The following is a 21667-nucleotide window of genomic DNA, read 5'->3' on the forward strand; positions in this document are numbered from 1 at the left end:
TAAATTCATATAAATTTTAGTTATTTGATTGTACTTTTACATTTTCTTTCAACAACTGAAAATCTACAAATTCTCCTAATCTACAATAATCACAATCGTCTTTACCACAACCAGCAGTGAAATCAGCTACATTTACTTTATCCCAGAATTCATGAATTTGAGCGAAAACTAAATCTAGATCCTGTTTTGTAACTTTTACAGTATGGGTTGAGTAGCCTTCCTTTGCGCCATCATCATCTAGAAAAATATACTGAGTTTCAATTTTCTTACCTGTAGTTTCTATTTCTGAAGAATTTTCTAATAAAAGATTATAGAATACTGCTTGACGCCAATAATCATGTCCAACTGCTAGTTCTTCAACACCTCTCTGAGCAGAACCCGTCTTATAATCTACTACTCGAATAAGATCATTGTCAAATTCTAACTTATCTATAATCCCATTGATTAAGTATTTATCCCCCAATTTAACACGAAGTTCTTTCTCTAAGTAAACATGCTCCCCTTTTAAGCTGCTCGGAATATAATGTTCAAAAAGATTAGTCAGTAAGCGATGACCATATTCTTTTAATTCTTCTACGGACATTGTATCGATGATTTCCTCTTGATGAAGGCTCAATGAATTATCGTAATATTTAATTGCTTCCTCTAATTGTAAATCTTCTTTATAAATTCGTTCCATAGTTTCATGAATTACAGTACCAAACACGGGACCAGTTGGGGCATGTTTAGCTGTTACTTTTGCAGAATTTTCTTTTGATCCTGCTGATAATCCAGCTGGTTGAGATAACTGTAAAATATCATCAAAATAGATACTCTTCGGACAGTCTAAGAAATGATTTAACTTGCTAACACTTAAACTCTTATAGTTGGATCGAACTTGTTGATAGGTCGCAACCTCTAAGGCTTTGGTATTATCAAATTTAGGAGCTACGTTTGCTAATGCTTTGAGGCAGTAGTCGCAAGCAAAATTCTCTCCATCTTTTTTCACCAATCCACAGCCACAATTGAAATCGCCTTGTTTTAACCTCATAACAGTATCTTTAATTTGACTGAGTACTATATCTACTTCCTTTTGAGTAATTCGTATATCATTAGTTTCAGAGAAGCCATCCTCATTAGTTGAATCCTCAACAAAAACATATTTAACCAGTATTTCTTTGTCAGAAATATCGATACCGGCATTTGTGAGGAGGACATAATAGAATACAGCCTGGCGCCAGTAATCCCCACCAAGAGGTTCTTTTTCACCCGGTTGCACTAATTTATCTACAGCATTTTTGGCTTTTCCTGTTTTGTAGTCAATTAATCGTATAACACCTTCTTCGCACTCAATTTTATCAATTTTTCCATTTAACTCAATATCAGATACTTCTGATAGATCAACTTTGGTGTTCGAAATATCACCTAGCTTGATTCCTTTAATATGCTGCTCGACTGCAATTACACCATCTTTGAGATAGCCATCTTTCTTATAGAGATTTTCAATAATATTTCTTCCTCTAGCATAAGCATCCTTCTTTATTCTATCTGAAGATAATTGATAAGATTTTTCATCAAAGATTGTCTCAAATAATTCTAAAGATTCTTCTAAAGAAAGAACTGTTTTTACTGTTAGTTCTGAACTTTGCGAATCATCTATAGAAATATATATTTTTTCTAATAATTCGTGAATGATGCTACCAAATACCATAGCTTCGTTTGTTTCAGATGGTAATTTTAATCCCTTATTGAAATAAAAACTCAAAGGACATTTAAGAAAAGCATTTAATGTACTAACACTTAAACTTAATTCACATAAAATTTCACTTAGAATATCGTCAGAAAACTTTGGTATTACTATTTCGTCTATAGACTGACATTCCTCGAAAGATTCTGTCACTTCCACTGGATCAATACAATTCTCAAATTCATTAATAAAGTGGGTTTTAGCCGAATCATCAGAATAGGAGAGATGGAGAACCTTCTTTGCTCGAGTCATTGCAACATAAAATAGGCGACGATTCTCCTCTTCTTTTAGTTGAGATTCATTCTCAACTTTTCCATTTAAACTTGGTGGATAAGAGAATCTACCCGAATTATTTTCACCTCCTGGCCATTTTCCACCTTTATTTCCATCATTACATTTCATCATAAATACATGTTCAAACTCTAGACCTTTAGAACCATGGGCCGTCATTAATTGAACACAGTTACTTGGAGAACCCGAAATTTCTTCAATTGGTAGACTAATCTTCATTTCTTGTAAGGACGATAATTGATTCAAAAATCCTTTTACAGTCAATTTAGGGTGGAGCAGACATTCTGTTGACATTAACTTATAAAGTTCATTTAGAACTGAAACCAAATGATATTTTTCTTTTGATTTCATAATATATTCGTCAATTCCTAGAGTTTTCAATATATCACCTAGGACATACATAGGAGATAAGTAATTCTCTGATCTACTAACTTTCTTTCGAATCATTTCTAGTTTTTTATCAATTTCTGCTATGGAAGGAATAGAAATTTTTTCATCCTTCCTGAGATTCCGTATTTTTGCGATTACTGAGAGTTCCACCTCAAAAAAATCAAAATATACGATATTGCGAAGTGCTCTGATATCTCTTGATGGTTGACAAAGATATTTTAAAATAGCTACTATTTTTTTGAAGATAGGTTCTTTGAATAAATCCTGATTTTCTTTCATTTGAACGAAAATACCATTATCACGAAGAATCTTCGCAAACTCTTCTCCATAGGAATTTCTTCCATAGATGACTCCAATTTCCTGAGGAGATACACCCAACTGAATCAACTCTTTAATCTCACTCAGTACACCAAACATTTCATCTTTTGCATTTGGATACGATTTCAAGATTGGCAATTGATAATCATAATCTTTATTATCGCCAGCTGCAACAAGAACTTTTTCTACTCTTGGATTATGACTGATTAGTTGTCTTGAAGCATCAATAATAGCCTGAGAAGAACGATAATTCTCCTCAAGAACTATTTTCGTAGGTCGATACTTTTTATTAAAATCTCGAATATTATTTGCACTTACTCCTTGAAAACGATAAATACTTTGATCATCGTCTCCAACAACAAAAATATTTGGATTCTTTTTCCCTTTTACTAACAAATCTACGAGTTCATTCTGAACAACTGAAGTATCCTGAAATTCATCTACAAACAAATATTTTATATCATCAGAGACATTTCTTTGGAAAGTATCTTCTTCCTTCAACTTTTCAATGGTCCATAGAATCATATCATCAAAGTCAAAATAATTATGGTCACTAATGTCATTGCTGTATTTTTCAATAATTTCAACTCCAGCAAGTAACTTTTTCATGTTTTCTTGTAATTTTTTTAATGGTTCTTCTTTATAATCTCCAGCTTTCTTATCTTTATACTTTCTAGCATACTTGAATTTACTATACAACTCATCTCCAGGTATAGATAAATCAATCATTTTAAAGTATTCATCTATCTCTTTTTCGAAGTCATCCTTATTTAGATTCTCACGTTTCATTTTTGTAAAAAGGTCTAATAGTTGCTCTTTAAAAGAATAACGTTCTCCAGAGTTTTTATAAAAAGGACTCTCTTCCGTAACATGCTCATCTATAATATCTTTGAGAATTTCATACTTAGCTGCAGTAGTAATTACTTTAGGCTCTTCACCAAATAAATCAGAGTTTTCTAGTATCAATTCGCTACAAAAAGAGTGGATAGTCGATACTCTAACGTTACGTCCTTCTTCCCCAATCAATCCTTCCAAACGATCCAACATTTCAGATGCACCTGCCTCTGTATATGTTAAACAGACAATCTCTTCTGGATTTGTATGATAATTTGTTAAAATATTGGCAACTCGACGAGAAAGAATCTGAGTTTTACCTGTACCAGGGCCAGCAATAACCATCACAGGCCCTTCTACAGTATCAACTGCTCTTTTTTGTTGTGAATTCAACTTTTGATATTCTTGTTCATATATATCCTTAAAATTCTTCATTACCATTTTCTTCTCCTTACTTACTAATCATCGCTTTTAAAATAATTATAACATAGTAATAAATCTATTTGTATTCGTTTACAAATAGAAAGACTATTGCATTTTAAAATCACTTCTCCTTGTTTCAATGACTCTTATTGCAGATTTTATAGCATGAAATTCATCAATCAAGTTTCCAATAAGATTGTAATTTTGCCTAGTCAGTCTTCCAGACATTACTTTTTGAGAGATTTCTTGGAATTTATACAAATGACTCTCTACACTTAGCAACATTTCCTTTGCATCCTTTAGGTAATACTTTCTTGCTAAATTTCCAACTTCTTCCTTAAATGAGTCAACATTATACTCATGAATGGTAACCTTATTTCCCTCCATAATGATATCATTTGCTTCATAACAAGTAATAAATTTTTGTTCAATTGTATTACATACAAAGATGACACCATAATCTGAAATGTACTTTTTAGCTTCTGGTTGTTGTTCAACGGACGAATCATAAACTGTTAAACTGCCAATTTGTCGCCCCACCCATTTAGGAAGTAAATCCGTACTCACCTGGAATCGTTCCTGAGCTCTTTGAACAAAATGCTCCGTCCATGTATACTGTGGTGCATAAGAAAGTCCCATACTCATTCTCCTTCCATTTATTATTGACTTAAAACTTCAAAAACTAATTCAACCCCATCAGAATCTATAATCACCTTATCTCCCTTATTAAGACGATTATTGATAATTAACTCTGACAAAGGAGTTTCAATCAGTTTAGTAATACCTCTCCGAATTGGTCTAGCACCATTCTCAGGATCGTAGGTTCTTGTAGCAAGCAATTCTACTGCTTTTTCTGTACACTCAAGTTCATATCCACTTTCCTTAATCATCTCTACTTCTTTTTCAAGTAACAATCTTGTAATTCGAAGAATTGTTGATTCCGAAAAAGGTTTAAAGGTCACAATTTCATCAATACGATTTAAAAGTTCTGGACGGAAAAAATTATGGACTGCTTCCATCGTTTGTTCCCGAATAATCTGTTCACAAATTTCATTCGTTTCAACCATTGTGAATCCAACTCGTTTATCCTTTTTAATTGCATTTAAACCTAAGTTAGAGGTTAAAATAATGATCGTATTTGTAAAATCAACTTTTTGTCCCATACCGTCCGTTAGAATACCGTCATCAAAAACTTGTAACATCAAATCATAGACTTTAGGATGAGCTTTTTCAATTTCATCAAGTAGCACAACTGATTTTGGATTACTTTTAACAGCATTTGTTAAAATTCCACCTTTACCAAATCCTACATAACCTGGGGGAGCGCCTATTAATTTTGATACTTCGTGTTCTTGTTGATATTCTGACATGTCTAGTCGAATGAGGTCATCTACAGATCCGGTTAATTCCTCAGACAAGACTTTTGCTGTTTCTGTCTTACCAACACCGCTAGTACCTAGGAATAAAAAGACTCCAATTGGTCGTTTAGGATTTCTAAACCCTGTTTTAGAACGAATGACAGCTTCCGCTATAGAATTTGTAGCATCTGATTGCTCAATAACTTTCTCAGCCAAAATATTTTTTAAATTAGAAAGACGGAGCAACTCTTGGTTATCTGCGTCTTTTCCAACCTTCATATCTTGATTTTTGACCTTAAGATTAGTTTTATGTTCCACAGCATTTTTTATATCATCTTTTGTAATTTTAAGATCATAGTGAGTAGAAGTTAAATTATTACGTGCTCCCTGGAATTCAGTTAGTTTAAGATTAAGTTTTCTTCGTATTTCTTCAACAGCCACCTCGTTGTATTCAATTCCTTGTGCAATTTCCAACTCTTTCTTTAATTCGTCGACTTCATTTTGGTAGTCTCTAATTAGAGTGACTTCTTGATTCGCTTCAATACGAACCAGGGCTCCAGCGTTATCGATGATTGTAAATGCAGAATCTGGAAGTTTTTCCCTTTTGAGATACTTTTTAGCTAATTTAACTGCTAACTCAATTGTGTCATTCTCAAAATTTGCATGATGAAAATTTTCATATGCTGGTGCTACCGTCTCAACAATTTTAATCGTATCTTCGATACTTGGTTCCTCTACAATTACTTTTTCAAACCGTCGTACGAAAGCTGTATCACCTGAAACATATGCACTCCATTCCATAGGGGTTGTTGCTCCAATAATTCGGAAATCACCACGTGCCATTAAAGGTTTTAACAAATCTGTTAGGTGTTTTGCTCTTCCTAGCATATGAACTTCATCAATAAATAAGATAACGTCTTTTTCCCGTTTCATCTCTTCTATGAATCTTTTAATACACTCGCTTGAAAATACTCCAAATGTTGCACTTAAGTCATTTAAACTAAACTGAAGTATTTTCTTACCCTTTAGAGACAAAACTTCATCTCTAGCAATACGCATCGCAATTCCATCAACAATTGCAGACTTTCCTACACCACCATCACCTAATAAAACAACATTATTTTTATCTCTACGTGTGAGAGCAATCTCTACCTTTCGAATTTCATCATCACGTCCAACAACCTCCATTAGCTCCCCATTTCGGGCTTTTAAAGTTATATCTGTTGCAATATCATTTAATATAGAATAGTCTGGATTTGATAATTTTGAGGAGATATGCGCTGCTCTTCTTTCTTTACTAGCTCTCTCTCTTTCAGCCTTCCCATCAGATAAATCTCGAAATCTAAACCACGAATTCGTAAAGACATCTAATAGGCCATCTTCAGAATAACTACTTCTACCAGTCGACAAATATTGTTTGTAAATCAGTTGATGCGCATTAGTTTCCTGCTCTTGAGAAATTCCTGATAAAAGCCAATAAGAATCGATTACACCATCAGGAGAATTCTGTAAACGCATCTCTTCAGCAAAATCAAAAATCAACTTCAAATATTCAGAAATCGGAAATTCATCGCACTCAGAAAGATAATACGTAGAAGAAGGCTCTTGAATAATTTCTACAGGTGATGAAGTAATCCATTCATGCATCATTCTCCTTTTAGAAAAATCTTTTAACTCATCGGTTTCAAGAGTACAACGTTGTTCACTTCCAATAAATTTTCCTTTAGAATACTCTTTTAACAACTTACTTTTTGTCAAAGAGTAATATCCTAAAGCATAACCCATCCCCGTATCGCAAATGTCTAATATACAAAATAGAATATCCTGTGTTTCGATCACCTTATAGTCTTTTTTAATAATCCGATGATTTAATTGTTCCAACGCAAGTTTTAATTGCCTACTGACTTTGTATTTAACAATATTTTTTTCTAGCATGAACTTTCTCCTTTTACAATTTTATTAAGCACCTTTTTGGCATCTTCGTTCAAATACAATACCTCTGAATATTCATCAAATCCAGAGGACCAAGCAAGGAATTTACCTTCTACCAATTTTTTTAGATCTGATAAAGATAATGAGATAATTTGTCCACCGTAAAAGTTACGGTGATAATCTGACACTTCTTTAAAACTCTCTAACCATTTAATTTCGAAATCCTCTTCAATTCTTTTGCTACCCATCTCTTAACCTCCTTTATAATTCGTAACTTAATTATAAAAAAAGACATGGACAAAATATGTCCATGTCTTTTTATTTTTTATAATTTTTTAACATTTTTTCTAGGGAATTTTGTATACTATCAGCTAAACTTTGAGGATATAATACTGTGATTTCATCTTCTTGTCCCAAAATCCATCTCTTAAGTCCTGGTGTATCCTGAGTTTCAATTTGAACGATCATATCTCCCTTATCACATGAAATAATTTCGTGATTTGGAAATTGATCAAAGACAATTTCCGGGATCCCTGTATAACGTAATTTTACATTAATTATGTCTCCCTCGAAAGCGTCCACCTTTTGATTTCGTACATCCCCATCACGATACTTCCGTCCATAAGAAATCTCTGGTTTCTTTACATGTGATTCACTAAGTCTCTCAATTCTATCAACTCGAAACGTTGTATAATTCTCGTGTTTCAAATGGTAGGCAACCAGATAAAAATAGTGGGCATCATAATAGATAGAAACAGGAAAAATAATATGGCTTTTGGCATCTTTTAAAGGGGCTTTATATTCTATTTCGAGCATTCGTTCCCTACGAATAGCTTCCGATAATTTCCAAATCGTGTCAATTCTGTCCCTATCATTAGTCAGTGACTTATAGTTAAAACGCTCACTGCTAATAATGGAAATTACCTCTTTTTTTTCTTCAATTGAGAGTAAAGCTAGAAGGCCTTCGAGTAATGAATTAAGTTCTGATTTGTTTAGTGCACGATTCTCCAAAAGGATTTTTGAGATTACTAAAATATCCTTTTTATTAAAGATTGTTTTGCCAATCAAACGGTAAGTATTATCTAAAGAATCGAATACAATCTCTAAACCTAAATGAGATTTTTCTTCGAGTGTTCCTTTCAATCTACTTATATCTCTTTGAATTGATTTGGGATCAACACCAAACTCTGTAGATAATCTTGCTTTTGACAGTCTTTCACCTGCTTGTAAACGAAGAAAAATTGTTAGTAGTCGCTCTTGAGAGTTCATCATTAGTCACCATTTAATTAGTTTTCCACTTTAGTAAGCAACGATTTAATACTATCAAAGTCTTTCTTTTTGGTTTCCTTTAACTCATCAGAAATTCTTTTAAGATTAGGAACTGAGATTACATTACCATCTGTTATTCCCCCTCCTTGTCGTCCTGTTTGACAATAAAAGAAACCTTTTTCTAGCAAACTTAGAACTAACTCGTTATCAAAACTTTGATTTTTTTCTTTTACTTCTTCAAATATTCTTTTAAACAAGTTTTCCCATGCCGTCTCATACTTACGAAGAATAAATACGGGGTTTTGCTCCTTCTCATTTTCTTTTTTATTTATTAGATATATATATACTCGTCTTAATATGATATAGATTCCTAATCGCGATAAATCTGAATAATTAATAAACTTGTCACCAATTTCTCCTGATTTTAATGATGGATTAGATGCAGAAAAAGGATAGATTTCCAAATTACAGAATTGTTTACTAAACGTTTCAACTTGCTCTCTCTTTCCCTCTAACTCCTTAATATTTGGCACTCTATTGTCCTGTATTAGTTGGTAATAGAAGTTTTTTAAAAAATAAAACTCAATTAAATCTTTGCTACTCTTCTGAAAACTATATTTTTTTTCAAAATCTTCTTTGTTAAAGATGTTAAACATATGATTGAAATCACTTTCTAGCGCACTCTCCTCACTAAAAATAACTTTTTTTACAAATTTTTCAAACTTAAAATCAATCTTTTCTAATTTATATCTATGCTCTAATTTATATCGTTCCTTTATAATCTCCTCAACGCTTTCATTTCTATTATTTTCCTCCCTATTATCAGCTGTTTTTTTATAATAATCTTTTAGAAATAGCGCAGATTCTTTTTTCTTTCCCCATAAACTATCACTGACATAACCTCTTGGATTTTCCATACAATGAAAAATTATAGCTTTGTCAATATCTCCATGACAATGTTCTGGTATTTGATACCTCATATTCGTAAATTTATTTTTATTTTCTTTTATTTCTTTTTTTAACTTATCATCTTCAAATTCTTTCCATCTCTCATCAGCATCTAAAATATCTAACCAAGAAAAATCTTCAGTAGATTGATCATTATTCACAATATCTACAAATTTTTGAATTAGCTCTTGACCTTTCTCTTGATGCCAAGGACTAAACCTTTTTAAAAAACGCTCTTTATTTTCTATGTCTTCTATATCGAAACCCTTTGTATCAGGGCTCTTGACTATTGCCGCAAAAAATATCTCTAAATTTCTTTCTAAAATATCTCTTTCTTCTTTTGTTAATTTTTCTTCTACTTTTATTTGCTTATCCATAATATAATTCTCCTATGTTTGATTTTGATATTATTTTATTTAATAATTATATTTTAACACATTTAGTGGACAAATTATGTCCACACTTAAGAATTTTATAAAAGAAAATATCAGAAAAGCAATTTGTTATATTATACATCACCTAAACGAACTTTTGAATCTACAAGATGAAAACATAGAATGCATGGATTATACCATCTTAAATTTAATATTGAATATCTAGAATATGTTATGAAAAAAACTATCCACCTATGGATGTACTGACCCCAAAAGTTTAATTTTTACTGTCTATATTTTGGGTTGCCGTTCAAAACGAGTGGGTTTTTCTTTTTTTTATTTTTATAAAAAAATGGCATACTATTATTGTAAATTAAATTGAGTAAGTAGAGCCATTAGTCATATGGTGAGAAAGTTTGTTACTGGGCACGGTTAACGTACTTATTTCTCATATGCTAGTCATTGCAAAGGAAAAAACTAAGAAAAAAAGAAAGAAAATCTAAATGGTTATTCTCTACTGAATAACATGAAGTAAAGAATAACCATTTAGTAGATAAAAAAGTAAAGAAAAAACGTGTTTAAGGTAAAATAAAAAAGGTAAAAAAGAAAGTAAAAACTAAAAAAATAACTAGTTTAGCAAAGTAAATAAATAATGTAATTAAAAAAAGTAAAATAGAAAAGTTTTATAAGCTCGAACAAGCAATGACATCTTTATGATCCTTCCAAACATAGACCACGGTGAGTACTGAAAATCTATCGCAAACATTAAACTTCAAGAGTTAGCCTCGATGGGAAGTATCAAAAGCATACCCAGCTTTTAAAAAAAGGGTGGGAGGCAGTTTACCAATAATATGTACTATTTTAGATAGAAAGGAATGTATAATGCCAAGAAAAAGAAATTCCCTCAAGCACGATTTATTTATTGCAGCTTCAAAAAATATCACAAACAATCGAACGAGGACAAGCTATAAAAGAGCAATTACTCGCTTCACAAAGTGGGCTAAAGAACACAACATTAGGAAAAAATCAGATATTACTGAAGAAGCGATTCAACTATATCAACTAGATCTAAATGATGATCCAAAACAATACTCTGTTGCTACAATTCATACTTATTTAGCACCTATCTGCAAAGCAGTTGATATCAATATGAATAGAATTAGAAAAGACAAGCGTTCCAGTGACAAAATTATCAGAGGACGTGTAAAATCAAAAAACTCACAAGGTAAACATCAAGAAACAGACTCTCGCTTCTCTCGGCTGGTTAATTTTCAGAGGGCAGTTGGGATTCGTAGATCCGAATTAAAAAAATTAAAAGGAAAAGATATTCGAAAAGATAATAATGGAAATTACTATGTTTTAGTTCAGCGTGGGAAGGGAGGAAAATTTCAACCTCAACTTATTCTTCCTCAAGATGTTCCAGTAGTCCTCGATACTTTTAAAAATAAACAAGAGGATGATTATATCTTTACAGATGTGGAAATGAATAATTTAATCAATCTACATGGGATGCGAGCTCAACATGCAAGAGAGTGTTATTACTTCTACTTGAAGAAACTCCAAGATAATCCAAATTTCAAGGTGAATTTAAAAAATTTTTTAATAGAACGTTGGGAGGTTGGTCACCAAAATTTAAGGGATAAATCATTAAAGAAATTTGAGAAACAAAAGAAAAACTTCATTAATGAACTAAGAGATGAACCTTATAAAATTCGTGGATCAAACTATAAAAAAGCCTTAAATTCAGCCCTGCCTACAAAATATAATCGTTTAGCCTTGATGGCTGTCTCGGTCTTCCATCTTTCCCACTGGCGTCTATCCGTTACAGTGACCAACTATATTCTTTAAAGTATTTCATTTTCGACTAAAAAATGAAGAAAAAAAACGGAAAAAAACAGTTTTTCGACGTTTTTATGGCATACTCAAAATATAGACTGTTGTATAGCTAACAGTTTTAACACATTTTTCAGACATAATATAAATTTAAAGGAGTAAAAGAATGTCAATTAAAAATCTTTTGCAAAGAGAATTCAAAGGCTCAAATTTTGAAATTCGTGAAAAACTAATAACAGATCCCTACTTTACTAGTTTTTTAGATTACGTGAGTTTACCTGAATCAATCTCAAAATTAATTGAAGAAGGTTATGCTGATAAAAGAAATCAATTAGATGAATACATTGATTTTGCACTTCATCATAATTTAATTACTAAGCAAAATAATATGATTCAAGCTACCGATCTTGGTTTAGCATGGGTCTGGTGGGCTTATGCACCAGTTGAAGGTGATGATTGGATTTAGGTTAAAATAGCACTATATTTTCTGCATAAGGAAAACTAACAAAGGAATTATATAGTCTATTTTGTTGTAGAAAAAAATCCCCGCCAAGATCTAACTTGGCGGGGATTTGGTGGGGAATAACACCCCTATTTAAGATTTAAATCACCTTAAGCAATTCTCAACCTTAATATACTAGGCTTTCGCATTCAAATTGCGTTACTCGATTATTTAAGAGTAATTTGAGCGTGATACCCAAAACTCCAAGTATAAAGCTAAATTCTAATTATTTTATTTTTGTGGGGGTGTATATGGGGGTGTTGCTCCTACACCCTCTTGTTTCAGAAGTAGAGTAATTTCATTACCTAGGGTTGTATTGTTAGCATTATAGTAATGACTATATGTGTTTAGAGTTGTTGCTTTATCAATTCTTCCAGAACGCTGAGATACTTCTAAAACATCTTTTTTTAGAACATTAATCATAAAGGAATCGTGAGAATGACGCAATCCTTTACCTGTTATTTCTGGAACACCAGCTAACTTCGCATGACGTTTCAACATTCTTGTCAAAGTGCTTTTTACCATTGGTTCACCAAACTTGGATAGAATATAATCTTGATCAGAATTAGAAACCTGAATTGAGCGCCAACGTTCAAGCACTTTTATTGTTTCATCATCTAAATCTATATATCTTATTCCTGCTTCTGTCTTTGTCTGCTCTTTACGTTTATAGATGCCACCTTTTAAAGCCTCTAAAGTTGAGTGAACAAAGATACGTTTATTCTCTTTATCAAAATCAGACCAAAGTAAAGAAAAACCTTCACTAACACGAACGCCAGTCATATAGTATAACCAAGTGGTAGTAAAACGGTGAAGATCTTCATAATCAGTTAAATCAAAAGTAGAAATAACTTTCTTAAACTCTTCAAAAGTCCAGAATTTTGTATCTGGTCTTTTACCTTTTGGATTATCCAAACATTTACACGGAAAAGTTTTAATATATTCCATTCTCTCCGCATACCCTAAGCATTGCTTAAAACGTATCCAGACACATTTTGCATAATTCGCAGAATACTTATCAATAAGTTCTAAGCGAAACTTTTCACAGTCACGAGGTTTTATATCTCGTAATTTTAATTTTCCAAATCTATCAATAAATGTTTCAAATTGAGTGACTGCAGTTCTATACGTGCTATCCTGAACAGTTTGTTTGTAATAAGGTAAAAATACATCAAGCATATATTGTTCGAAGCTGAGATTATAATCGCTATAATCAAACTTATCGTAAAATTCAACTCTTGCCCGACACAACTCATCATATGCCTCTTTTTCGGTTGAAAAAGATTTTCCCCATATATTTCGATATCTTTTAAACCTTTGACGTTTGCCACTAGCTGATGTTTTGAATTCAGTTTGACAGTAAATCCTCCCTTTACTATCTCTAAAAACACCTTTATATTTTTTTGACATTGTTTTCAATTCCTTTCTTTAAGTAAATTGAAAACCGAGTAATTCTTCCACTATAAAACTAGGTGCAAGATCAAGTCTTTTGTTATCGAAAGGCGACCTTCTTAAGTTTATCATATTATTTGAAGAATTCATAGATTCATTAAATTGTTTTACAGCAATTAATTTTGCTTGTCTAATAATTTCTTTCGAAGCTGTTTTTGAAAAACCCAGCTTCATAATATCTTTGTGATTAACAGTTCTCATTATTATCTCCTATATCGTAAAATTCGGTAATATAACTTATTTCATCTCCTGTACTTATTGTATGGGTTGTTTTTTTAGAATATTTTGCTTCTAAATCAACATCTAGCCCATTAATAGTCATAACTTCTTTTTTAGTTGCCGTAAGTTCTATTGGTTTTTTAATTCCTCTGGAACACCTATAAATTCTCACTCCTTTTGGATATAAATATAGCCGTGCACCTTTGATATATTTTTTTGTATTTTGATTATCATTTATCTCTAGATTAGTTAAATATGCAACAACATAATTTCCTACCTTATCACTATTTTTAAGTCTTTTAGTTTTGGTGAAACCTTTTTTCCAGCACTCTTCAATAATCTTATTTGGAATATAAAGAGAGTTTCTTTTAGGTGATTTTATGAGAAGATGACAATGCCAACTCCCACTAGCTTGTGGCTCAATAACATTAATATATTCTAAATCTGGATACTGTTTTCTTAAATCCCTAATAAATAATTTAAAATCTCTATATACAATTGTGATTTCATTAGTATATTTAGCGTAAGTCAATGTTATCCAAAGTTCATTCTTATGTCCCCTAAAATTATGAGCAATAAGTCTCCTTAATTTTCTCATCGTTATACGAGTAGATTTGATATTATCACTTCGTGTAACTCCGCTCGTATCCATATCAAATATTTCTCCAGTATCTAAAACGACATATTTTCTATTCGGAAGTACTTTTATAGTTTGCTTGTGTAATCCATTCGAAGTTGTTAGTTCAAGTGTATTACCATATCTATAAGATTTAACGATACTTCCTGAATTTACTTTTGGATTATTTATTTTTTCTCCTCGCTTTCGTGATTGTTCTAATGTTTGACGTTTATCAAGTTAAAAGCAATAGAAGCAAGCTTCTATTGCTGGGCACATTTCTTAAAGTAAAGAAAAGGGACGTTCCACTTGCTCTAGCTCTCTGAGCTGAGCACCCTTATTCTTTACTTTCGAAAGTGCTCTATGAATAATATTTTTCTAATTGTTTTAGGAAGTCAAAATTTTTATCAAAAAACGGTGTTTCAAAATAATTTGGTTGACTCATTTTTCCATCAATTTGAACATATCCTCCTCCCTTAATTTCTATTGAATTATAATTCTTAAAATTTGAACCAAAAACCATTTTGTATCCATCTTCTGATAGATTTCCAAGTGCAACTCTACAACCTAACTGATCTCTAATAGCACCATCTAGAACACTGGTATCAGGGCGCTGCAATGAGACCTCGGTTAATATACCAACTTGGCGCCCCATCATTACTATGTTATAGATGTAAGACATGGCTTCTTCAGCAATTTTTTTATCAGATACTTTTACAAAAGCTGTAAGTTCATCAATAAAAACTACGATTGGTTTTAAACCAAAATCTGAAAAGTCTTTCCCAAAGGATTCTTGACTAGAAAAATATTTGTCGTATCTATTCATCATTTGAGAATTTACCATTCTCAATATTTTACAAATTTGATTAGATGTAATAGCGACATTCTCTTCTGGAAAGCCTTTAACATACCTCAATAAACTTAAATCTGCATTTTTGGGGTCACAGATATAAATATCAGCACCCATCGATGCATATTGTAAAATTTTATAGTTTAAAAACATACTTTTTCCTGAGCCTGTTGTTCCAACTGTTAACCCATGTGGAACTTTGCTAATATCGTATGATATTTTTTTTGTGAGTTGAATTACTGTTGAATTTCTACCTTTTTTTAAGTTTAAATCTGTTGCTTTTAAACGTTCATCTTTTATTAATTCAAAAGTATAGTCGGTGTATGTTAACTGCTTTGTATTAAAAATCAATTTATTCCCAAGAAATGCTTCTAGTTTACTTCCAAGTTCATTAACTTTATGACTTAGAAGTCCACCTATATTGTAAACTCGAATGGTAAATGTACCTGTGTCTTTTTTATTATCAATCCATTCCATTTCTAAGGTTTCAATATATTTTTTTTGATTAGTTTCAGAAATATATGTAATATATAATTGATTTAATTCAATAAATTTATATAACTTTTGTTGTTTTAAATACTTTTCTCTATTAATCATGCCAAAAATGAATAAAGCAGCTGATAAAAATTCTAAAGAAAATATAAACAAAATTTGATTTATACTTAATCTAAAATATATCGATGGGAGCAAATATAAATCAATAGCGAGAACCAATACTATATATATTAAAAATACTATGCGACTTGCCCAGAAGGGAAATACCCAATTTATGCTAACTCTTTTCATGTTGTTTATTACCTTGTGAATCTGGAATTACATCTGCAGTAATTGATAATTGATTTTGATATTCACCATAAACCGTAGCTTTGCTAATATTTACAACTTTGCACGCTGTTTGAAGTGGTTTAAAAGAAGCAAAGTCATCGATGCCTTTATTTAATACTGTAATTATTACCTGCTCACCGAGATTGTTTTGATTGTTTTGGTATTCAGTATTATCTTGAACAATAAGTAACGTTACTTTTAAATGATTATCTTGTGTAACTCTACAATTTAAATAAACAAACTCTTTTTTTTCAAAAAATGATTTATCGAATTTTAAAAAACTTCTTAGATTTTTTAAAGTCATTATTTCTACCTCTTTCTAATTTTGAATTAAAGAATCAGCAACTTCTTAATTCAGTTGAAAACAGATTTGCAACTCTATTTTCAATTTTTATCAAATCATTGCTGTGATCTGATAAATTAATTATAAGTTAAAAAAATAATGATTTAGTCTAAACTTTAGTCCATATTTTAATACTAAAATCGTAGACATAATTATAGACTGTCTTTTAAATTTCATTGTTATCACTCGTTTGAATCAATTATTTAAATAAAAAAAGAAAAATAAAATATTCCAGAATGTAGATAAACCCTACCAGAAATAGAAAAATTACCATTTTATAGATAGGGGGCCATATAGTGAAAACTCTTAGAAATTCTGATGTACACTATTTTTAAGAGTCTTTTACTTTCTCTAGTAAAAGAAAAAGACTGAAGAAAATTGTCCAAAATGGACTTTTTCTTCAGTCTGAAATATAAAATCTTTATACTTTTTTTCTTTAACTCATAAAAAATCTTCTAATTCCGAAATTTCAATTAAATTTAATAGTTTATTTTGATATGCAGTATACTCTTTCACATGATTAAGCATTAAATCATTTAATTCTAACTGCATATACTTTGACGCTCTGCTATTTACTGTTAAAAGACCAGGGACATGACCAGCAAGTTTACCTCTATCACTTCTGACATAATTTAAAAAATCATTTCTATTTAAAATTTTCTGTTCAGGAACTAGTTCTTTTTTACGAACTTCATTATTTTTAGGAGGACTATATTTTCTTTTAAATCTTACTCCTTTATCTGTTTTAAGCATGACACTTGTCATGTAGTCCAAATTTTTTTTCAATCTTAAATATTTAAAAGGTATTGAATCATTCTCTAAGATCGGTATTTCAGGCTCTATAATCTCTTTAGTTAGAAAATTAATCATAAATCCAAGTTTAAAAATAGTTTCTTTTTTTAACTTATTAATTACCTCAGGAAAGAATACATTAGCCAATTCATAATTTAACCACTGTGTAAATTGTTCATCTATTTCTTTAAAAAGAAATTTTGAATTTTCATCTTTAAATATGTTGTTAATTACACGATTTTTAAATGAATTTACTAACTTCCTCTTAATCAGGTACCATGGGATAATAAATAATAAAGAACATTTTTGATCTAATTTTAAGTTATACCAAGTTGAAAACTCACCAAAAATACATAAATAATCGATAAAAGATTTATAAAAATTTTCTAATCCATCATTAATTTTCTTTTTTGATAATATTTCATGAAAATAGTTATCAAATGTAATTTCTAAAAGATTCTCAATTTCACTATCTGTACCAAAAATTAATGTACTTTTTTTTATATTAAATATTTGGGAGTAATCGTACAATAAACTATCTGGAATAAAATTACCACTATTTGTATTCTTCCCAGATTCTATTCTTTTTATTGTAGACACCTGACCAGACGAAATTGTTCCAATTTTCCTTGAACCTCTTAGATTCCGGAATCTTAATGAAACTCTTTTAATTAATTCTTTCTCAAAATAACTCATGTTAGCTCCATTTTTTATAAAGTAAATTCAGAAACAATTTTCTTTTCCTCTTCTGTTAAATCAAATAAGTCCATAACTAGATTATCAATATCAAGATTAAGCTTGCTAACCAACTCAGAATCTGGTGTTTCTTTCTTCATTTCATCCATCAATTGCTCTACCAGTATCGCTATTGAATCTTGTTGTTCTTTTGTCGAATTTGGTATTGGGAATTCACCAAGTTCATTAACTTTAAATTGAGGGAATAATCTTCTTTGAAATTTATCGTATCTCATGAAAAACCATAAAGATATTAAACGGGAATTCAGTATTCCCAACAGATATAAAGGATTTACGTTAATTTCAGTAATTATCATTGAGTTTCTGTCGTTAATGACATCAGAATCTGTATAAACTGCTTCAATCGAGTAAACATTCTTACTAGGAATTTGACGAACAAGTATTCTAGGTCTATCAAATAGTTTAGGATCTCTCATAGCTGCCAAATTTTCCCCGTACTTGATAAACTCTCCATTCCAAGTCAATTTATAACGGGAAACATTTTCTCCATCAATATATCGTCTGTAACTTTCGTCTTCCTTATTATATGAGTGATAAATACGATCTAACTTATCTTGGGTAGTCATTCTAGGCTTCCCTTTACCAGTCTCGTATGCCATAATACCAGCTTTAACTGTTGCAATCTCTTGTCTATCAAGAACAGGATATTCATTAACCTTCCAGTAAATATCAATCGCTTGTCTATATTTTACCATTGAAATTGAAAAAATTGGTATTTCTCCAAAAAATTCTGGTTCAACACGCCCAACAGTATTGAAATCACCGTGATGCAATTCCGCTACTTCAATCCAGTTTGGACTATTTTTCTTAAAGAAAATTATACAGTTATCCACGCTCGCATCTGTAAAAATTTTATCTAGGGAGTTTATCAAAACAACATCACTCGTTTGTTCTGTAATAAACTTGCGAATTTTTGAGTTGTTTTGAATGGTCAAAAAATTATTCGGAATAATATATGAAAATGAACCACCTTTGCGCAATAACTGATAAGCTAATTCCATGAAAATAGTGTATGTATTAGCTTGATATTCACTTACTTGGTAAGTTCTTAAATAGTAAGCTTTCATCTCTTCGGTAAAAGATTGATTCCGAGCAAAAATATAGGGAGGATTCCCAATAACTAAGTCGAATCCAATAAATTCACCATTTTCTCCTAAAATCTCCGGGAATTCCATTCGCCACTCCATGCCACCTGCATAAAGAGGATTTTTCAGACGTTCTTCAAATTCTTTTTTAGCTTTTTCAAGTTGCTTACTTAATAACAAATATTCCTTATTATTATTATTTTCTTCTTCAAAAAGACTAATTGCACCTGCTTTATTTTTTTCGGAGATCAGTTTATGTAGTTTTTTTAATTCTGGACTTGAAGCTAAATCATCAAAAGAATATTTTAGTCTTTCAATTTTATCCCATATACTTGCCTTTGTTGCCTTATTATTTGTATCCTTATATTCGCGAACTAAATCTAGATATTCTTTGAAATCATTTCTACGTAAGTCAAACTCATAATTAAAATCAAATTTATGAAGTAGACTGTCCCCAACCTTAATATTAATATCAATATTAGGTAAAGTTGTTAAAACTGGTTGATTAATCTCTTCATCTATATAGTAATACGAAGATTTTAATAGTTCAATCCATAGACGCAAACGGCAAATATTTACTGAGCTTGGATTTATATCTACACCAAATAAAGTATTTTCTAAAATTTGTCTTTTTTGAGTAAATATAGATTTTTGAATTCTTTCTGCTAAATCATTTCCCACCTGATACACAAAATTATTACCAGACATATCTTGAATAATTAACTCATCATTAATAACATAACATTGAATAATATTACCGATATAATTTCCCTCAGAATCAAAAAGAACATTTAAATCACTTTTTAGAGCAATAATTTCATTTAAAACAGATACTAAAAAATGGCCTGAACCTACTGCAGGATCACAAATTTTAATCTGATCAATTGTATCACTAATCTTTTTAGCGATTTCCATAGAGCGAACTTTTAGTTTCATATCCTCTATGCTTTCACAGTTCCATGACATTGTCTCATTTACTTTATCAACTACTGCCATTCGAACAGCTCTTCGAGACATATACATGGTAATGTTCCCTGGTGTATAGAATGACCCATCTCGATAGCCATTAATTTTTTCAAAAATCAAACCAAGTACTGAAGCATTAATAAGGTCATTTTTTGATTTTTCGTGGTGAGAAATACTAGTAGAGAAATCATAGGAATCCAAAAATTCAAATAAATACTGAATGAAATTTATTTTCCCACTTTTTCTTTTATTATTAGAACCTTTAAGCGATGTTTTCGAAAAAATCTCAATATCACCTTCTGGCAAACGATCAATACCAATACCATCACGAGAAACTTCTAATTCATTTTCTTCAAAAAGTGATGAATTTAAATAGGGAATATAGCCGAATTTTTTTTGAACCCGTTCATTTCTATCAGTTATTTTTTTAGCTAGAACAGCAAAGAACAATGTATAAATTTCTTCGAAACTCGGTAACTTATCATATGTTAAAAAGCGATATGATTCATCTTTATTAAATAGAACTAACTGAGATTCTAAAAGTTTTAAAAAGAGAATTCTATTCATCCAAATAACAGTTAGTTGAATTGCAATATCTTCTTGTCTATCTTTTGGAACATCTTTAACTTCTAATTTATCAATAATATTTTCAACAAATGAGTATTGTTGCCGTTTGGACGGTTTCAATCGAGAAATAATTTTTGAAGTTCCTACTTTAGATTCTTCAAGTCCCATTAAGTATAGAAGTTCATCATAGAAATTCTTATTTAACTTATTTGAATCTGTAAATATTTCCTTATTTAAAAGATTTTCAGCAGTAAAGAAACGATAAAGTTGAGTCAAATTATTTTTCTTTATCTCAAAAGACTTACTATTTTTAATTAACGCATCTTTAATATTAAAATGAGCTATTTCAATACCTTTATCAATCGCCAAATCAATTGCTGGAGAAATTACTTCTTTATAAAGAAAATCAGTCGTATGATTAGATAATTGATTATTTTTGAATTTAGTTACAAGATCTACTAACTTCTTATTTTTTATAAAATGTTTTTCGATTTCTTTTGCTTCAATCACAAACCATGATAGACCGTTTGTAACAATACATTTTTTTATCTCTAGATTATGTTCAAATAATCTTTCCCTTAAATAATAAGCTACAATCTCCTGAAAAGCTTTGGAATTTATTTTCTCTTTAGACATCATCTCTGATTTATTCGTTAAACTTTTATGTTCAAAAATAACGCCTAAAGTAGAATTTGAATCTTTCCCGTTATAAATAGCTAAATCTATTCTATTTGAAGTATTAATAAAATTATGTGGTAAAAGCTCTTCAAGAAAAGATTTTAATAAATTTTTTTGATATTCCTCGGATTCTCTTTGATTATCATATAGATGAGTAAGATAAGTAACTAACTTCTTCCCAAAGGCTTCCTTATCTTCATCTAATGGCATAATAGCCTGAACAGATCGGTTCATAGAACCTTTTAAACTTAACTCATTTATCGCCATAATAACTCCTATAAAAAATATCCATCTAACAATTTAGATATGATTCATTAAAC

15 protein-coding genes are annotated in these 21667 nt (G+C 30.7%); 2 read left to right on the forward strand and 13 right to left on the reverse strand.

Annotated elements, in window-relative coordinates:
* Positions 1-16: 16 nt before the first annotated feature.
* The 6 genes from HMPREF2685_RS06445 to HMPREF2685_RS06470 all read right to left on the reverse strand — a co-directional run bounded on the left by HMPREF2685_RS06445 (position 17) and on the right by HMPREF2685_RS06470 (position 9866).
* Entirely contained in the window at positions 17-4000 is a 3984-nt protein-coding gene (locus tag HMPREF2685_RS06445; protein WP_070465970.1) for an ATP-dependent helicase, read from the reverse strand.
* A gap of 87 nt (positions 4001-4087) precedes the next feature.
* The gene (locus HMPREF2685_RS06450) at positions 4088-4621 is read right to left on the reverse strand and encodes a hypothetical protein (protein WP_070465972.1); all 534 of its coding nucleotides are present in this window, start codon (positions 4619-4621) and stop codon (positions 4088-4090) included.
* A 20-nt stretch (positions 4622-4641) separates the two neighbouring features.
* Positions 4642-7275, reverse strand: a complete 2634-nt coding sequence (locus HMPREF2685_RS06455) for an AAA family ATPase (RefSeq protein ID WP_070465974.1) — start codon at positions 7273-7275, stop codon at positions 4642-4644.
* Complete coding sequence (locus HMPREF2685_RS06460; RefSeq protein WP_070465976.1) at positions 7269-7520, reverse strand: hypothetical protein; 252 nt, start codon at positions 7518-7520, stop codon at positions 7269-7271. Before HMPREF2685_RS06460 ends, HMPREF2685_RS06455 begins: the two co-directional genes overlap by 7 nt.
* 70 nt (positions 7521-7590) lie before the next feature.
* Positions 7591-8541: a helix-turn-helix transcriptional regulator gene (locus HMPREF2685_RS06465; protein ID WP_070465978.1), complete on the reverse strand. Its 951-nt coding sequence runs from the start codon at positions 8539-8541 to the stop codon at positions 7591-7593.
* A gap of 17 nt (positions 8542-8558) precedes the next feature.
* Positions 8559-9866 (reverse strand): hypothetical protein, encoded by a 1308-nt coding sequence (locus HMPREF2685_RS06470; protein WP_070465980.1) that lies wholly within the window; start codon positions 9864-9866, stop codon positions 8559-8561.
* Between the two features lie 879 nt (positions 9867-10745).
* Between HMPREF2685_RS06470 and HMPREF2685_RS06475 the strand changes: the two genes are divergently transcribed.
* Complete coding sequence (locus HMPREF2685_RS06475; RefSeq protein WP_003004844.1) at positions 10746-11711, forward strand: phage integrase N-terminal SAM-like domain-containing protein; 966 nt, start codon at positions 10746-10748, stop codon at positions 11709-11711.
* A 151-nt stretch (positions 11712-11862) separates the two neighbouring features.
* Positions 11863-12162 (forward strand): tryptophanyl-tRNA synthetase, encoded by a 300-nt coding sequence (locus HMPREF2685_RS06480; RefSeq protein WP_070465982.1) that lies wholly within the window; start codon positions 11863-11865, stop codon positions 12160-12162.
* 267 nt (positions 12163-12429) lie between these two features.
* On the opposite strand, the gene HMPREF2685_RS06485 is transcribed toward HMPREF2685_RS06480, so the two are convergent.
* The 7 genes from HMPREF2685_RS06485 to HMPREF2685_RS06515 form a co-directional block, all read right to left on the reverse strand.
* Positions 12430-13608: a tyrosine-type recombinase/integrase gene (locus HMPREF2685_RS06485; RefSeq protein ID WP_070465983.1), complete on the reverse strand. Its 1179-nt coding sequence runs from the start codon at positions 13606-13608 to the stop codon at positions 12430-12432.
* An 18-nt stretch (positions 13609-13626) separates the two neighbouring features.
* Positions 13627-13854, reverse strand: a complete 228-nt coding sequence (locus HMPREF2685_RS06490; protein WP_186821452.1) for a DUF3173 family protein — start codon at positions 13852-13854, stop codon at positions 13627-13629.
* Positions 13838-14521 (reverse strand): rolling circle replication-associated protein, encoded by a 684-nt coding sequence (locus tag HMPREF2685_RS06495; protein WP_186821442.1) that lies wholly within the window; start codon positions 14519-14521, stop codon positions 13838-13840. Before HMPREF2685_RS06495 ends, HMPREF2685_RS06490 begins: the two co-directional genes overlap by 17 nt.
* Before the next feature lie 325 nt (positions 14522-14846).
* On the reverse strand, positions 14847-16121 hold the full coding sequence (locus tag HMPREF2685_RS06500) for an FtsK/SpoIIIE domain-containing protein (protein ID WP_070465986.1): 1275 nt from the start codon (positions 16119-16121) through the stop codon (positions 14847-14849).
* The gene (locus tag HMPREF2685_RS06505) at positions 16108-16464 is read right to left on the reverse strand and encodes a hypothetical protein (protein WP_070465988.1); all 357 of its coding nucleotides are present in this window, start codon (positions 16462-16464) and stop codon (positions 16108-16110) included. The genes HMPREF2685_RS06500 and HMPREF2685_RS06505 overlap by 14 nt, the downstream gene beginning before the upstream one ends.
* A 480-nt stretch (positions 16465-16944) precedes the next feature.
* Positions 16945-17991 carry a hypothetical protein gene (locus tag HMPREF2685_RS06510; RefSeq protein WP_070465989.1) on the reverse strand — a complete coding sequence of 349 codons (1047 nt, stop codon included), beginning with the start codon at positions 17989-17991 and terminating at the stop codon, positions 16945-16947.
* A 14-nt stretch (positions 17992-18005) separates the two neighbouring features.
* A complete protein-coding gene (locus tag HMPREF2685_RS06515) occupies positions 18006-21614 on the reverse strand; it encodes a type IIG restriction enzyme/methyltransferase (RefSeq protein ID WP_070465991.1) in 3609 nt (1202 codons plus the stop codon).
* Positions 21615-21667 lie beyond the last annotated feature (53 nt).

The organism is Streptococcus sp. HMSC074F05, assembly GCF_001808725.1.
Taxonomy (GTDB): domain Bacteria; phylum Bacillota; class Bacilli; order Lactobacillales; family Streptococcaceae; genus Streptococcus; species Streptococcus parasanguinis_I.

Bases quoted from the DNA above. Each gene is read 5' to 3' on its own strand.
- HMPREF2685_RS06455 (WP_070465974.1), bottom strand. From the start codon at position 7,275: ATGCTAGAAAAAAATATTGTTAAATACAAAGTCAGTAGGCAATTAAAA.
- HMPREF2685_RS06465 (WP_070465978.1), bottom strand. From the start codon at position 8,541: ATGAACTCTCAAGAGCGACTACTAACAATTTTTCTTCGTTTACAAGCA.
- HMPREF2685_RS06460 (WP_070465976.1), bottom strand. From the start codon at position 7,520: ATGGGTAGCAAAAGAATTGAAGAGGATTTCGAAATTAAATGGTTAGAG.
- HMPREF2685_RS06450 (WP_070465972.1), bottom strand. From the start codon at position 4,621: ATGGGACTTTCTTATGCACCACAGTATACATGGACGGAGCATTTTGTT.
- HMPREF2685_RS06505 (WP_070465988.1), bottom strand. From the start codon at position 16,464: ATGACTTTAAAAAATCTAAGAAGTTTTTTAAAATTCGATAAATCATTT.
- HMPREF2685_RS06485 (WP_070465983.1), bottom strand. From the start codon at position 13,608: ATGTCAAAAAAATATAAAGGTGTTTTTAGAGATAGTAAAGGGAGGATT.
- HMPREF2685_RS06500 (WP_070465986.1), bottom strand. From the start codon at position 16,121: ATGAAAAGAGTTAGCATAAATTGGGTATTTCCCTTCTGGGCAAGTCGC.
- HMPREF2685_RS06480 (WP_070465982.1), top strand. From the start codon at position 11,863: ATGTCAATTAAAAATCTTTTGCAAAGAGAATTCAAAGGCTCAAATTTT.
- HMPREF2685_RS06475 (WP_003004844.1), top strand. From the start codon at position 10,746: ATGCCAAGAAAAAGAAATTCCCTCAAGCACGATTTATTTATTGCAGCT.
- HMPREF2685_RS06515 (WP_070465991.1), bottom strand. From the start codon at position 21,614: ATGGCGATAAATGAGTTAAGTTTAAAAGGTTCTATGAACCGATCTGTT.
- HMPREF2685_RS06470 (WP_070465980.1), bottom strand. From the start codon at position 9,866: ATGGATAAGCAAATAAAAGTAGAAGAAAAATTAACAAAAGAAGAAAGA.
- HMPREF2685_RS06495 (WP_186821442.1), bottom strand. From the start codon at position 14,521: ATGGATACGAGCGGAGTTACACGAAGTGATAATATCAAATCTACTCGT.
- HMPREF2685_RS06445 (WP_070465970.1), bottom strand. From the start codon at position 4,000: ATGGTAATGAAGAATTTTAAGGATATATATGAACAAGAATATCAAAAG.
- HMPREF2685_RS06510 (WP_070465989.1), bottom strand. From the start codon at position 17,991: ATGAGTTATTTTGAGAAAGAATTAATTAAAAGAGTTTCATTAAGATTC.